Genomic DNA, 12,679 nt, shown 5'->3' with positions numbered 1-12,679 from the left:
TCAGGTGGCCGGAATTTCGCGTTGGAACCAGTCGAGGATCTGCGGGAGCGCGATGCGGGCGGTGGCGGAGTGGTCGATATCGCCGAGGTCGGTGAGGGTGGCGCGGTCGGTGTGCATGGCCTGCAGGCAGTGTTCGGCATTGGCGTAGAGCACATTTCGGTCGCCGGTGGCGGCGTAGAGGTGCACCGGGACGCGTGGCGTCCAGTCGCACGTGCCGTCGCTGGCGGCCACTGCCGATTGCGAGGTTCCGGTCGGATGTTGGGCCTGGGCCAGGAATTTCGGTGTCAGCAGCAGTTCCGGGCGCACGGGCAGGGCGGTGCCGATGGTGATCTCGTTCTGCTGTCCGTCGAAGAGTTGGTCGATGCGGTCGGCAATGGGTTCGGAGAATGCGTCGGCGGGCCGATCGTAGAGGTGGTAGATGCGGTTCATCGAGGTGATCCAGTAGGCCAGGAAGAAGACCGCGATCGCCGGGGGGACCCGTCCCTCGATGGCGCCGGGCGTCTCGACCCGCGCGACGTCGTAGGGCCCGCTGACCGGCGCGAGCGCGGACAGGCCGAAGCCGGGCACGTCACCGCCCTGTAGCGCCTTGCCCAGGGCCGTCGCAGCCTGTCCACCCTGGGAGAAGCCGGTGACGAGGATGTCCGGGTCCAGATCGCGCTGCCGTTCGGCAGCCATGGTGCGGGCGGCGCGCAAGAGGTCGACCGAGGCGCTGACCTCGGAGGGGGCGTGGGTGTAGGGATGGAAGCCCGGACCTTCGCCGAGTCCGAGGTAGTCCGGCGCGACGGCCGCATAGCCCGCCGCGGCGAACATGATGGTGCGGGCACGTTCTGGGCGGGTCGTGCCGTTGACCGAGGGCGCGTCACTCTTCAGCACCAGCGTGCCGTGCTCGTAGCTGACCACGCGCAGCCGCCGGGAATCGGTGCGCGGCAAGGCGATAAGTCCGCTCGCCGTTGTCGCGCCGCCCTCCGGGGTGATGGTGCGATAGACGACGCGGTAGGCGTCGACACCATTGCGCACCGGCGTACCGATATTCGCATCGGCCAGATACGCCGTGGTCTGTTCGGTCGACAGCTGCTCGACCGGGGTGGTGGAGACCACCGCACCGCGCGGTACTGCCGGGGCGGGTTTGTTATCGGAACCGCACGCGGTCGGCACCGAAACCAGCAGTGCCGCGATGAACACTGCGATAACCGAACGCGGTGTGCTGGGCATGAATTCGAATTCCTCTCCAACGACCATACCGACCGACAGCGGTGCGCAACTCCATCGTGGCACCGCATTTCCGCGACTCGCCACAGCGGCGAGCATGTTTGCCCTGCATTCGCTGTCATGTTATGAAGCAGGCGGTTGACAGCCATATCGGCGCCAATCACCGAGCCGATGGCGAGTTTCGTTTGCAGGTCCTGATTTGTGAGCGAAGGGAGCGTTGCGCTGTTCGCGAAGAGTTCGCTTATTCGACGATCATTTATTGTGCCCGCTCTGCTCATCGGCGCATTCTCGGGCATGCTCGCTCCGGCGCACGCCGACGATGGCTCCCCGGATGGCAGCACGCCACCGGCCGGGGCCAATGATTGGGCGTGCCGACCGTCGGCGGCGCATCCGGAACCCGTGGTCCTGGTCCATGGCACCTGGGGTAATCAGAATTCCTGGGATGTGCTCGCACCGCAACTGAAAGCGCAAGGCTACTGCGTATTTTCGCTCAGCTACGGCCGCGCGGAGTCCAGTGTCCGAGGTGCGGAACCGGGCGTATACGGCACCGAGGACATTCGCAGTTCGGCCCGGGAAGTCGGGGGATTCGTCGACCTGGTGCGCGCGGCGACCGGTGTACCGAAGGTGGATATCGTCGCGCATTCGCAGGGCGGTCCGCTGGTCCGGCAATTTCTGCGCTTCGAGGGCGGCGCGAACTATCGCGATCCCGCGCAGAACAAGGTGGACCAGCTGATCACCATCGCGGCGACCAATCATGGCACTACTGCGGAAGGGCTCGGCTATCTGCTACCGACCGGAAGCGCACAGGCGCCCGTCCTCGGCATCATTGCCGAATATCTCGGCACGGCCGCGCTGCAACAACTGATCGACAGTGAATTCCTGCACAGCCTCAATGCCGCGGGTGATACCGAACCCGGCATCAAATACACGGTGATCGCCAGCCACCTCGACCGCGTCGTCACCCCGCCCGAGGCCACCTTTCTCACCGCCGGTCTCGGTGCCACGGTCGACAATATCTGGGTACAGGATCTGTGCCCGGACGATGACTTCAACCATGGCGCGCTGCCGGAATCGCCCACCGTTGGCTATGTCGTGCAGAAAGCACTCGACCCGTCCTATATCGGACACCCCTGCCCCGAGTGACGTGCGCGGATCGGTCGTCGCCGACGCGGTTGCGTTAACGCTGTTATCGTCGATAGCGCCCATGGCACCGGGTGGTGGGACCGGGCGCCGCACCGCACCCGCGAGAAATGATCTTCCGTGAAATACGTTCCGCGCATCGCCCTGTTTCTGGCGATTCCCGCCTTACTGTTCCTGCTGCCCTGGTGGACCTTGATCGGTGCCACCACTGAGGGCCCGCTGTTCTGGTTCGGCTCGGCGGCTTTCCTGGCCGGATTCGCGTGTTTGCCCGCCTCGATGTTTCTCGGCCATGGACCGAGGCAGTCGGATGCGGCGTCCATTGTCGGCGACACGCTGCTCGGCGTGATGTGGGTACTGTTCAGCTGGTCGGTAATCGGCAATATCGTCGGACTCGGATTGGCGCTCGGCGGGGTGGACGATCCGACCCGCTCCAGAATTGTCGCCATCGGCGTACTGGCGATCGCGGCCGCGCTGACGGTCTGGGGTGTGATCGAAGCGCGCCGGGTGCCCCGGGTCCGCACCCTCGATATCGCGATCCGTGGGCTCGGCCCCGCGCTCGACGGACTGCGCATGGTGGTCATCACCGATACCCACTACGCGGCGCTGGACCGGTTGCGCTGGTCGGAGAAGGTGGTCGACGTCGTCAATGCCCAGCAGCCCGATATCGCCTGCCACGCGGGCGATCTCGCGGACGGTTCGGTGGCGAAACGGCATCCGCAGGTCGACCCGCTCGGCAAGATCGAGGCCCCGCTGGGCCGCTTCTACATCACCGGCAACCACGAGTACTTCGGCGACGCACCCGGCTGGATCGACCATATGACCTCGATCGGCTGGCAGCCGCTGCACAACCAGCACGAGACGATCACCCGCGGCGATGACCGGCTGGTGCTGGCCGGTATCGACGATCCCACCGGCGTCGGCCTGCCCGGCCACGGCCCCGACCTGCCCGCCGCCCTCGCGGGCGCGGATCCGGACGCACCGGTGGTCCTGTTGGCCCACCAACCCAGGCAGGTCGCCCAGGCCGCCGCCGCTGGTGTCGCGCTGCAGATCTCCGGCCACACCCACGGCGGCCAGATCTGGCCGTTCCACTATCTGGTCCGCCTCGAACAACCCGTCGTGGCCGGCCTGTCCCGACATGGCGACACCCAGCTCTACACCAGCCGCGGTACCGGTTTCTGGGGTCCACAGCTGCGCGTCTTCGCACCAGGCGAAATCACCGTCCTGGTATTGCGCAGCGCCTGACCGCAAGCGGGCACGCGACGCAGCCCACCGACCCGAGTGGCGGCTTGACCATTACCCGGTGGGGGTATAGCTTGCCGCGCAGGGCGGTCGGAACGGTCGCCCGGATCTCCACCGAGACGAGGTTGTGGTGAACGCTATCGGGCATGCGCTATCGCTGGCCGGGTCGATGACCTGGGAGATCCTCTGGGCGTTGATCCTCGGCTTCGCGCTCTCGGCCGTGGTGCAGGCGGTGGTGCGTAAGTCGACCATCCTGCGGCTGATGGGCGATGATCGGCCGCGCACCCTCGCCATCGCGGCGGGGCTGGGGGCGGCCTCCTCGTCGTGCTCGTACGCGGCGGTGGCATTGGCGCGTTCACTGTTCCGCAAGGGCGCGAATTTCACCGCGGCGATGGCCTTCGAGATCGGCTCAACCAATCTCGTCATCGAACTCGGCGTCATCCTTGCGCTGCTGATGGGCTGGCAGTTCACCGCGGCCGAATTCGTCGGCGGTCCCATTATGATCGTGCTGCTCGCGGTGCTGTTCCGGCTCTTCGTGCGGTCCAAGCTGGTCGACGAGGCCCGGCGGCAAGCCGACCGCGGTCTCGCCGGATCGATGGAAGGCCATGCTGCGATGGATATGTCGGTAGCGGCCGAAGGCTCCTTCACCCACCGGCTGCTGTCACGATCGGGGCTGACCGCGGTCTCACATGTATTCGTCATGGAATGGGCCGCGATTCTGCGCGATCTCGTGCTCGGCCTGCTCATCGCGGGCGCGATCGGCGCATGGGTGCCGGAGACGTTCTGGCAGAACTTCTTCCTCACCGATCATCCACTGCTGTCGGCCATCTGGGGACCGATCGTCGGACCGCTGGTGGCAATCCTGTCGTTCGTCTGCTCGATCGGCAATGTGCCGCTGGCCGCGGTGCTGTGGAACGGCGGCATCAGCTTCGGCGGGGTGATCGCCTTCATCTACGCCGACCTGCTGATCCTGCCGATCCTGAATATCTACCGCAAGTACTACGGCACCCGGATGATGCTCGCCCTGCTCGGTACCTTCTACGCCGCCATGGTCGGCGCCGGATTTCTGGTCGAAATCATCTTCGGCACAACAAATCTCATCCCGGCCGAACGCAATGCCATGGTGATGGCGGAAGGAATCAGGTGGAATTACACCACCTGGCTCAATATCGCCTTCCTGATCCTCGCCGCACTGCTGGTCACGATTTTCGTACGCACCGGCGGAATTCCCATGCTGCGCATGATGGGTGGTTCACCCGACGCCCCGCACGATCACACTCAGCACGAGCACACCGGTCACGACCATGACCATGGATCACCGCACGTCGGAATGTAGTCCGTTCGCGGTGACCGAAACCAGCCGCGCGACAGCGGCTTCCGTGGTGAGTTCGGCCGCGCTAAGGTTTGCAACCCACGAAACGGGTCTTCAGCAGGGCGGCGGTGGCCGCGCTGTAGGCGAGGCTCGCTTCCAGCGGACGGAGCGTCGGATAATTCGATCGGTGCGTGACGATGACGCCGTTGGGCAGGGTTACGGTGCGGTCCAGCACGGTGGCGACACAGTTGCCACCCGATTTGGCGACGAGATCGACGATCACCGTGCCGGGGCGCAGTATGTCGAGAGCCGCGCCATCGAGCAGCAGCGGACCCCGGGCGCCACGATGTACGGCAGCACAGACGATCAGGTCGGGTGGTTCGGCGGCGAGGTGTGCGAGCAGCCCGGCCGGATTCGGCAGAAATGTCTTGGCACCGTGCCGGATTGCCGCGGACTCCTGATCGGGGCGGTTGCCGAGCGCGGTCGGCACGTCGCCGTGCGCGGCCGCCACGGCGATGGCGGCGAGTCCGGCCTGTCCGCAGCCGAGGATCAGGGCGTGCACGCTCCCCTGAGCCGAGCGCAGCTGTCGGCCTTGTACATAGGCGACCTCACCGGCTATTCGGCTCATGGCGGAGAGGGCATCGATCTCGGGGCGCGAGTGCGGAATGGTTTCGTAGCCAATGGATTCGATGCCGCGGGCCCGCAGTCCACCGATCACATCGTGACGATGCAGTGGGTCCTGGAATCCGATGAGGGTGGTACCGGACCGCACCGAATCCAGCGGATATGCCGGAGGCTTCACCCACACCACAAGGTCGGAGCGCGCGAAAACCTCCGCCCGCTCGACTATCCGCGCGCCGGACCCGCGGTAGTCCGCATCACTGAACCCGATCGATCGGCCCGCGTCGCGCTCGACAAGGACATCCACACTCGCGAGCCCGCGCACATCGTCGGGGATCAGTGCGACGCGCCGCTCCTCGACCGCCGTCTCCCGCAGCACTCCGACAATCATTGTGCGGGAGTGCCTTCCAGAATCGGTAGACCACGCTCGGCCAGTACCTTGGGATAGGTCAGCCCCTCCCGGATCTCCTGGATCAACTGCTCTAGCCGGTCGAACAGCTCGTCGACCAGATCGGCCGACTCGCGGCCCGGCGCCTTGCGCGGCGCCAGCACGTTGAACCGCACGCCGAGTCGCTCGGATCCGGTCCGGTCCAGTGCGACGGTATCGATCCCGGCACCGGCGAGCAGCAGATCCTCCAGCTCCGCGCTCGTCGCGACACACACCTGGTCGAGCAGCGCGTCGTCGAAGACCACGGTCAGGAACATGCCCTGCCGACTGCCCAGTGGCCGCAAGACGTTCGCACCGAATCGAGCGTTGATGGCCGTGATATGGCCGTGCGCGCGGTCGAGTTGTTCGAGCATGCGCACGCGATTGCGCGCGAAATAATCCGCTGGCGTGTGCTCGACGATCGCTCGCGCCAGATGCGTGGACTCGCGCTGGAAGGAAATGGTGAGCCGCTCCCGAACCTCGGCAAGCCATTCGGCATTGCCCGAGCACGCAGCGCCCAATTTGCACGGACCGAAAGCGTTGTAGCCCTTGGAGTTCCCGGTGATGGTCAGCACTTGGTCGTAGAGCCGCCGCACGCCATCGGCGGTGGGTATCTCGAGCGCGGCGATCGGAATATGCTGCGCCACCATGCAATCGAAGGCCATATCGCAGATCACCGGCACTCCGTGCGCCAGCAGCACTCGGCCGATCGCCAGCAGTTCCTCGGCCGAATACTCGGTGAATACCGGATTTCCGGGCAGAGTGAGCAGCACCCCGCACAGCTCGCCGCGCTCGGCGAAGTAGTCGAGGCAAGCTGCCAGCAGCTCGGGGTCGATCTTGAAGGAGTCATCCGGTGCGACCGGACAGGCCTGCATCCGCAGACCGTACTTCTCCACGTGGATGCCCGAACTCTTGTACAGGCCTTCCGGATACACAATGACACCACCGGGACGGGCCAGGGTCGCGACCGCCTCCTCGAGCAGCATGGTGCTCGAGTATGCGCAGACAATGACCTCCTCGGGCGATACCCGCACTCCGGGCACACCGTCGACCGGCTCCGACAACCGCCCGAACAGCTTGTGCGCCGCCAACTCTCGCAGTACCAGCGGCTGCCGCTTGTGATACAGCGTGCCGTCGGTGTACTCATCCGGCGGCTGCGTGTGCAGCAGCTCGCGCCAAGCCAGATCCAATGCAGTGACGGCGTTTTCGGCCAGCGCGAGACCGGTCTCACCGTGATAGGCGTCGATGACATCCGAATACATCCGGTCGCCCGCACCCGCGAACTGTGGCCGTGCGCCCAGGTGTCGACGCACTTCCCGCTTACGCACCTCCGAGCGGTTGGTGCGAGCGGCGAGACTCGGCGCCGGGTGCTGCCATGGCAGCCCATCGATGGCAGCCAGCCGAGTCACGGCACCTCACCTTCGACGGGCGACTCCCCCGGCGCGACCATCTCGCGCCAACTCTGCTCCAGCGCCGCACGAAACAGCCTGCGGCAGTCGCCATCGGTCAGGCGTTCGAAGGCGGCCAGCGCCGGTGCGGCGACAATGTCGTTGACGACGATGCCCGAACCGGCGACCTTGAGTTCGTAGAGGCGCTCGAACCGGCGCACCGCGAACGCGACATCGTGCTTCAAGGCCGAGAACCGGGTTGCGACGCGGGCCTGCCGGGAATAGTCGTATTCACCTACGGCGACATACTTTTCGTCCACTACCAGCATGCTCTGCGCATTGCGCGCATGCTCGCGCTTGACCAGCACGCTCTCCACTCCCGAACGCGCCTGCTTCCATAGTTTGTCGTCATAGGGCCATACGTCATCGATCGTGTCGAGGACATACATGCGTCTCACATCGATTCGGGGCGGATGGGTGTTGTCGGCCAGCCGCAGGATCGCGGCGTGATAGTCATCGCCGACATCGCCGCCGATGGTGCCCAGGTCGGCGGTGTGGATCGCACGAACGGACTGTTTGGCCTGTTCGAGGATCATCAACCAGTCGCTCACGGTATTCCATTCCCACACCGTCGCGCTGCGCGAGGGGATCTGGGCCAGGATCTCCTCGGCCCGCTCCAACTGCCGATCCGCGATCATGCGCAGCGGTTCGATCTCCTCCCGCGCACCTGTCGCATCGATCAGGCTGCCCGCGATGCCGATTGCCCGCTCGACCAGTTCAGGGTCCTTGCCGAGTAGGACATTGAATCGCATGCGCAGATCGTGGTACGCGCCGCCGGCCAGATCATCGGTGACACCGTCGGTGGTCGGCAATTCCTGGCCGAGCGCGAGGCTCAGACGTTCACGCAGCGGTAGCGGCGGCACGCGAGTTCCGTTCTCGATCTGCTGGATCAGGCTGCGCGAACAACCCGCCTTGGCCGCGAGCGCGGCCTGGGTGAACCCGCGTTCGGTGCGGAGCCGACGGACCAGATCCCCTACCTGCTCACCGTCCGGCCCTGAGCCAGCCATGTCGCGCCTCCATCCTGCGCTCGGATCCTAATGCCCACGATGTGTCATCCGTCGTCATCATAGTCACGTTACGAAGCCGGACGCCGATTCGAACAATGGATGTTTCCTGAGCGATCGCTGGAAACCGTACGCACGGACGGATATTGCGCATGGCAGCCTCAGTATCGTCGGTGCAATTTCATCCGCAATGGCATTACGTCACTCAACCTCGCTCTCAAAGAACATAACTCGGACACATTTCACCCAATCTGCTTGAATCTAAGCAATATTGATTGAAAGATATCATTGGATAGCATCTATGCTTAGTTGACATCCCGAAGTGGCGATCCATAGCATTGTTGTCAGCGCCACATCTGATTCGGAACCTCTTCCGGGACAGGTGGTTTCGATCGACCAAGGGAGGGGTCATGACGCTCGAACCGACCGACTGGTTGATCACCAGTGACATCACCCCCGAGACCGCCCGCTACACGGGCGACGGCTGGATCCTCAGCTGGCTGCCGGGCCGACTGCTCACCCGTGAGCAGGCCATCACCGGCATGGTGCTCGACGAGACCCTGAGCGATCCGGATCCCGAGGATTACCTGCCGGCCATGGAAATCGCGGCCATGCGCGCCGCCGATCTCGGCCTCGAACTGGCCCAGGCGGTCGTCCTGCTGCACGCTCGCATCCTCGAACGCGACCGGCGCCAGTCCGGAGCCAACTGCCGCATCGCGGTACCGACCACACCGGCCGCGTAACGGCGGTTGGCGCCGCGGAGGGGTCGGCGCCACCTGACGTCGCGCCGAAACAGGGTCCGGCGAGTACCACTCGCCGGACCCTGTTCTCACCAACGAGAATGCCGAAAGTGCTTGGTGGAATATGGCTTTCGCGCGGCTCGCGCGAAAGGCGGATCGTCGGCGACATCGTATCGCCGCACATACGCGCGCTCGGCGTATCGGTTACGACCCGCCCCCGCGGCTGGCCAGGGCCGGTTCGGATCGGGTGTCGCCGAAGGTCTGCTTGAAGTCGGGGCACTCGACCAACGGTCGATGCGTGCAGGTGGCGGCATGGCGGAGGCTGTCGCGCATGCGGGTGAGGCGGGCGATATCGGCATCCAGTTCCATGGCCTTCGCGGCCATATAGCCGCGCAGCTCGGTGTCCGCGGGCGTGGCAACGAGAAATCGTGCGATCTGCGCGAGCGTGAAACCCGCTGCGCGAGCACAGGATACGAGCGCCAACCGGTCGAGCACCTCAGGACGGTAGGTGCGCCGCAAACCGTTTCGGCCCGCGGATTCGATGAGACCGCGCTTCTCGTAGTACCGCAGCGCCGACGCCGCCAGCCCGGACCGCACGGCCACTTCCCCGATATCGAGCTCCATCACAGCTACTCCTTGACTTGAAGCGGACTTCAAGTCAGACGATAGGCGCATGAGCGAAACAAAAGAAGCCCAGATCGCCTTGGACCCCCAGGTTCAGGCCTACTTGGACCGACTCGCCCGCGCCGATTTCGGCTCGGTGCACACCTTCACCCCGGAGCAGGCGCGCGAAGGGTGGCGGCGCCAGATCGCCCTACTCGGCGAACCGGAGCCCATTGCCCAGGTCGAGGACCGGACGATCCCGAGCGTGAACGGACCGATACCGATCCGCATCTACACCCCGAACGGCGAGGGCCCCTTCCCGGCATTGGTGTTCTTCCACGGCGGCGGCTTCATGCTCGGCGATCTGGACACCCATGACGGCCTGTGCCGCAGTCTGGCCAATGGCGCCCAATGCGTCGTGGTCTCCGTCGACTATCCGCGAGCGCCGGAACACAAGTTTCCCGCGGCACCCGACGCCTGCTTCGGCGCGACCCAGTGGGTCGCCGAACATGCGGCCAGCATCGGCGTCGATGCCACCCGGATCGCCGTCGGCGGCGATAGCGCCGGGGGAAATCTGGCGGCCGTCGTCGCACGCATGGCACGCGACAGCGGTCCGGCACTGGTCTTCCAACTGCTGATCTATCCCGATCTCGATTTCCGCAGAACGAATTTCAGCATCCGCGAGTACGCGGGCAAGTACGGCAATATCAGTCGCGATGCCCAGTTCTGGTTCATGGACAGCTACCTCAACAGCGATGCGGAGAAACTCGACCCGAAGGTCTCCCCGCTGCTGGCCACCGACCTGGCCGACCTCCCCGCGGCGCTCATCATGACCGCCGAATACGACGCGCTGCGCGATGAGGGCGAACAGTACGGTCAGCAGCTCGACGAGGCCGGGGTCGCGGTCACCGTCACCCGCTATCCGGGGATGATCCACGAATTCGTCCGGCACCCCTTCGACGCCAGCAAGCGAGCACGACTCGATGCCGCGGCGGCGCTGCGGAAGGCATTCACCCGGTAGCGAATTGCGTCACGTGGTGATGTCACGGTCCGATGGTGCCCGCGAAATGACAATGGGCATACGCAACGACAGACGGACCGGATTGTCGGCCGCGCGACGCACGAGCAGCCATTGGGCGACGGCCGCCATGGTCGAAACGAGCGAGGTCACTACCGCGAGATATCCCCAGTGCGTGAGTCCGGCGGATGTGTAGTTGGAGGTACCGGTGCCCGGGACGACGAGTTTGCCTCTGCCGGTAGCCCAGTTCAATATCTGTCCGACACTGCCGCCCAGGTCATAGGTCCGACCGGTCATGGCCTTGAGTTCGGCGCCTTTGCCATTGAGATAGATCAAACAGAGGATCACGAAAAGTGCGGCACACGCCAGTGAAAACGTGGTCAGGCGGGCGAGAATCTCGTTGCGAAGGCGGATGTTCAGCACGATGGCGCAGAGCGCGATGATGATGGCGGCGCCGGCGAGGATGGCCCAGAGACCGGTGAGCGGCGGGGTTTTGGGCTTCGCTTGCGACCAGATGTTCAGGTAGTTGCTGGTTATTTCGAGTCGGCCGAAGGCATTGGCGGCGACCGTGCCGTCGGGCCCCTGTGCGGTGATCCACGACTGGAACAGCAGGATGAGGGTCGCCGTGCTGCCGATCGCGGCGACTATGTGGCCCCAATAACATCGAAGCGGTCCGAGCTGCGCCCGGAGCTCGATCAGCTCCGCGGCGCGGCCTTGCGTCGGTCTCATCAGAGCGGCTGCGCGTCGAGATGCGATGGCTCTGGAGGAGTTCGGCTGCTCCATGAGCTCAGCTTAGGTGTCGAAGATCGTTGGGACTCGGCGCGAACTCACCTCCAGTGGGAACCTCGGTCGGTGGTGACGCCGCCGTTCGACTACGGCACCGGAGTCATCGATGCGATCGTTGGGCGCCGATGACCCGCTGACTGGGAACAGATGCAATAGCCGAGGTGTTGCCAAACCCGGGGGTTCGAACGAGAGCGAGGATGACCGTGCGGGTCGAGATCTGGACCGATATCAACTGCCCATTCTGCTACCTGGGCAAGCAGCGGTTCGAGCAGGCTTTGACCGATTTCCCGCACCGCTCCGAGGTCGAGGTGGTGCACCGCTCGTTCGAATTGGATCCGACCCTGCCCACCGATGAATCCGGTCCGGTCATCGCGAAGATAGCCCGCAAATACGGCATCAGCGAGGCGCAGGCGGCGGCCAATGAGCTCGGCATCGGCGCGCAAGCCGCCGAAATCGGACTGCCCTATCTGACCGAAGGTCGCGACTACGGCAACTCCTTCGATATGCACCGGCTACTGCACTTCGCGCTGGCCGAGGGCAGGCAGGACGACCTGCTCGATGCCCTCTACCGTGCGAATTTCGCCGAAGAGCAGTCACTGTTCGCCGATCACGAGCGTCTGGTGCGGATCGCCGTCGCGGCCGGATTCGACGAGTCGGCGGTGCGTGCCGTGCTCGCCGATCCAAATGCCTACGCCGATGCGGTGCGCGCCGACGAGCGAGAGGCCGCCCAACTCGGGGCGACCGGCGTTCCGTTCTTCGTCTTCGATCGCAAATACGGCGTCTCGGGTGCCCAGCCGTCCGAGGTGTTCGCCCAAGTTCTGGAGAAGGCCTGGGCGGATCGCGAACCCGTTATCGCGACGATCGGCGGGGCCGAGGTCTGTGGTCCGGACGGATGTGCGCTGCCTGCACGCAATTGAGCTGCGGGACAGCGCTATTCACTCGGTTCGTCCGTGGTCGAGGGCGCGATGGGCCCGAGGCGCACGACACCCGCGTCGAGATCGATCTCGACGCGTGGCCGGTGCGTCTGACCATCGCTGTCCTCGCTCCCCTCGTCGGTCAGCTTCTGCCCCGGGAACAGTTCACCGATAACGCCCACGTCTCCACGATAGTCCGCGCCATGATTCGCGCCATC

Annotated in this window: 13 protein-coding genes; 6 read left to right on the top strand and 7 right to left on the bottom strand. The window is 65.1% G+C overall.

All coding sequences use genetic code 11. From position 1 onward, the window contains the following. A complete protein-coding gene (locus ABZ293_RS01285; protein WP_355176719.1) occupies nt 1–1,212 on the bottom strand; it encodes a hypothetical protein in 1,212 nt (403 codons plus the stop codon). Nucleotides 1,213–1,470: 258 nt separating this feature from the next. On the opposite strand from ABZ293_RS01285, the gene ABZ293_RS01280 reads away from it, so the two are divergent. The 3 genes from ABZ293_RS01280 (at nt 1,471) to ABZ293_RS01270 (ending at nt 4,924) form a co-directional block, all read left to right on the top strand. Beyond that, on the top strand, nt 1,471–2,352 hold the full coding sequence (locus ABZ293_RS01280) for an alpha/beta fold hydrolase (protein ID WP_355176718.1): 882 nt from the start codon (nt 1,471–1,473) through the stop codon (nt 2,350–2,352). A 117-nt stretch (nt 2,353–2,469) separates the two neighbouring features. After that, nucleotides 2,470–3,591, top strand: coding sequence for a metallophosphoesterase (locus ABZ293_RS01275; RefSeq protein WP_355176717.1), 1,122 nt, complete (start codon nt 2,470–2,472; stop codon nt 3,589–3,591). Nucleotides 3,592–3,715: 124 nt separating this feature from the next. Continuing rightward, nucleotides 3,716–4,924, top strand: a complete 1,209-nt coding sequence (locus tag ABZ293_RS01270; protein WP_355176716.1) for a permease — start codon at nt 3,716–3,718, stop codon at nt 4,922–4,924. A 61-nt stretch (nt 4,925–4,985) separates the two neighbouring features. On the opposite strand, the gene ABZ293_RS01265 is transcribed toward ABZ293_RS01270, so the two are convergent. The 3 genes from ABZ293_RS01265 to ABZ293_RS01255 are packed head-to-tail and all read right to left on the bottom strand — an operon-like array spanning nt 4,986 to nt 8,403. Beyond that, nucleotides 4,986–5,912, bottom strand: a complete 927-nt coding sequence (locus ABZ293_RS01265) for a hypothetical protein (protein WP_355176715.1) — start codon at nt 5,910–5,912, stop codon at nt 4,986–4,988. Beyond that, nucleotides 5,909–7,357 (bottom strand): pyridoxal phosphate-dependent aminotransferase, encoded by a 1,449-nt coding sequence (locus ABZ293_RS01260; RefSeq protein ID WP_355176714.1) that lies wholly within the window; start codon nt 7,355–7,357, stop codon nt 5,909–5,911. Before ABZ293_RS01260 ends, ABZ293_RS01265 begins: the two co-directional genes overlap by 4 nt. After that, nucleotides 7,354–8,403 carry a helix-turn-helix transcriptional regulator gene (locus tag ABZ293_RS01255; protein ID WP_355176713.1) on the bottom strand — a complete coding sequence of 350 codons (1,050 nt, stop codon included), beginning with the start codon at nt 8,401–8,403 and terminating at the stop codon, nt 7,354–7,356. The genes ABZ293_RS01260 and ABZ293_RS01255 overlap by 4 nt, the downstream gene beginning before the upstream one ends. A gap of 407 nt (nt 8,404–8,810) precedes the next feature. On the opposite strand from ABZ293_RS01255, the gene ABZ293_RS01250 reads away from it, so the two are divergent. After that, on the top strand, nt 8,811–9,143 hold the full coding sequence (locus tag ABZ293_RS01250) for a hypothetical protein (RefSeq protein WP_355176712.1): 333 nt from the start codon (nt 8,811–8,813) through the stop codon (nt 9,141–9,143). Between the two features lie 201 nt (nt 9,144–9,344). Here the strand turns inward: ABZ293_RS01250 and ABZ293_RS01245 are convergent, their stop codons facing one another. Beyond that, nucleotides 9,345–9,764: a MerR family transcriptional regulator gene (locus tag ABZ293_RS01245; RefSeq protein WP_355176711.1), complete on the bottom strand. Its 420-nt coding sequence runs from the start codon at nt 9,762–9,764 to the stop codon at nt 9,345–9,347. Nucleotides 9,765–9,813: 49 nt separating this feature from the next. Between ABZ293_RS01245 and ABZ293_RS01240 the strand changes: the two genes are divergently transcribed. Next, nucleotides 9,814–10,764 (top strand): alpha/beta hydrolase, encoded by a 951-nt coding sequence (locus ABZ293_RS01240; RefSeq protein WP_355176710.1) that lies wholly within the window; start codon nt 9,814–9,816, stop codon nt 10,762–10,764. Nucleotides 10,765–10,773: 9 nt separating this feature from the next. On the opposite strand, the gene ABZ293_RS01235 is transcribed toward ABZ293_RS01240, so the two are convergent. Beyond that, on the bottom strand, nt 10,774–11,490 hold the full coding sequence (locus ABZ293_RS01235; protein ID WP_355176709.1) for a hypothetical protein: 717 nt from the start codon (nt 11,488–11,490) through the stop codon (nt 10,774–10,776). A gap of 254 nt (nt 11,491–11,744) precedes the next feature. Between ABZ293_RS01235 and ABZ293_RS01230 the strand changes: the two genes are divergently transcribed. Continuing rightward, nucleotides 11,745–12,464 carry a DsbA family oxidoreductase gene (locus tag ABZ293_RS01230; protein ID WP_355176708.1) on the top strand — a complete coding sequence of 240 codons (720 nt, stop codon included), beginning with the start codon at nt 11,745–11,747 and terminating at the stop codon, nt 12,462–12,464. 14 nt (nt 12,465–12,478) lie between these two features. Here the strand turns inward: ABZ293_RS01230 and ABZ293_RS01225 are convergent, their stop codons facing one another. After that, on the bottom strand, nt 12,479–12,643 hold the full coding sequence (locus ABZ293_RS01225) for a hypothetical protein (RefSeq protein WP_354951459.1): 165 nt from the start codon (nt 12,641–12,643) through the stop codon (nt 12,479–12,481). Nucleotides 12,644–12,679 lie beyond the last annotated feature (36 nt).

It is taken from the genome of Nocardia sp. NPDC005998, from assembly GCF_040614395.1.
Classification (GTDB): Bacteria; Actinomycetota; Actinomycetes; order Mycobacteriales; family Mycobacteriaceae; genus Nocardia.
This window is presented reverse-complemented; position numbering and strand designations above follow the sequence as displayed.

What these genes read in the sequence shown, in the direction of transcription:
- ABZ293_RS01265 (WP_355176715.1), bottom strand. Translation starts at nt 5,912, where the DNA reads ATGATTGTCGGAGTGCTGCGGGAGACGGCGGTCGAGGAGCGGCGCGTC.
- ABZ293_RS01240 (WP_355176710.1), top strand. Translation starts at nt 9,814, where the DNA reads ATGAGCGAAACAAAAGAAGCCCAGATCGCCTTGGACCCCCAGGTTCAG.
- ABZ293_RS01245 (WP_355176711.1), bottom strand. Translation starts at nt 9,764, where the DNA reads ATGGAGCTCGATATCGGGGAAGTGGCCGTGCGGTCCGGGCTGGCGGCG.
- ABZ293_RS01230 (WP_355176708.1), top strand. Translation starts at nt 11,745, where the DNA reads ATGACCGTGCGGGTCGAGATCTGGACCGATATCAACTGCCCATTCTGC.
- ABZ293_RS01255 (WP_355176713.1), bottom strand. Translation starts at nt 8,403, where the DNA reads ATGGCTGGCTCAGGGCCGGACGGTGAGCAGGTAGGGGATCTGGTCCGT.
- ABZ293_RS01250 (WP_355176712.1), top strand. Translation starts at nt 8,811, where the DNA reads ATGACGCTCGAACCGACCGACTGGTTGATCACCAGTGACATCACCCCC.
- ABZ293_RS01235 (WP_355176709.1), bottom strand. Translation starts at nt 11,490, where the DNA reads ATGAGACCGACGCAAGGCCGCGCCGCGGAGCTGATCGAGCTCCGGGCG.
- ABZ293_RS01285 (WP_355176719.1), bottom strand. Translation starts at nt 1,212, where the DNA reads ATGCCCAGCACACCGCGTTCGGTTATCGCAGTGTTCATCGCGGCACTG.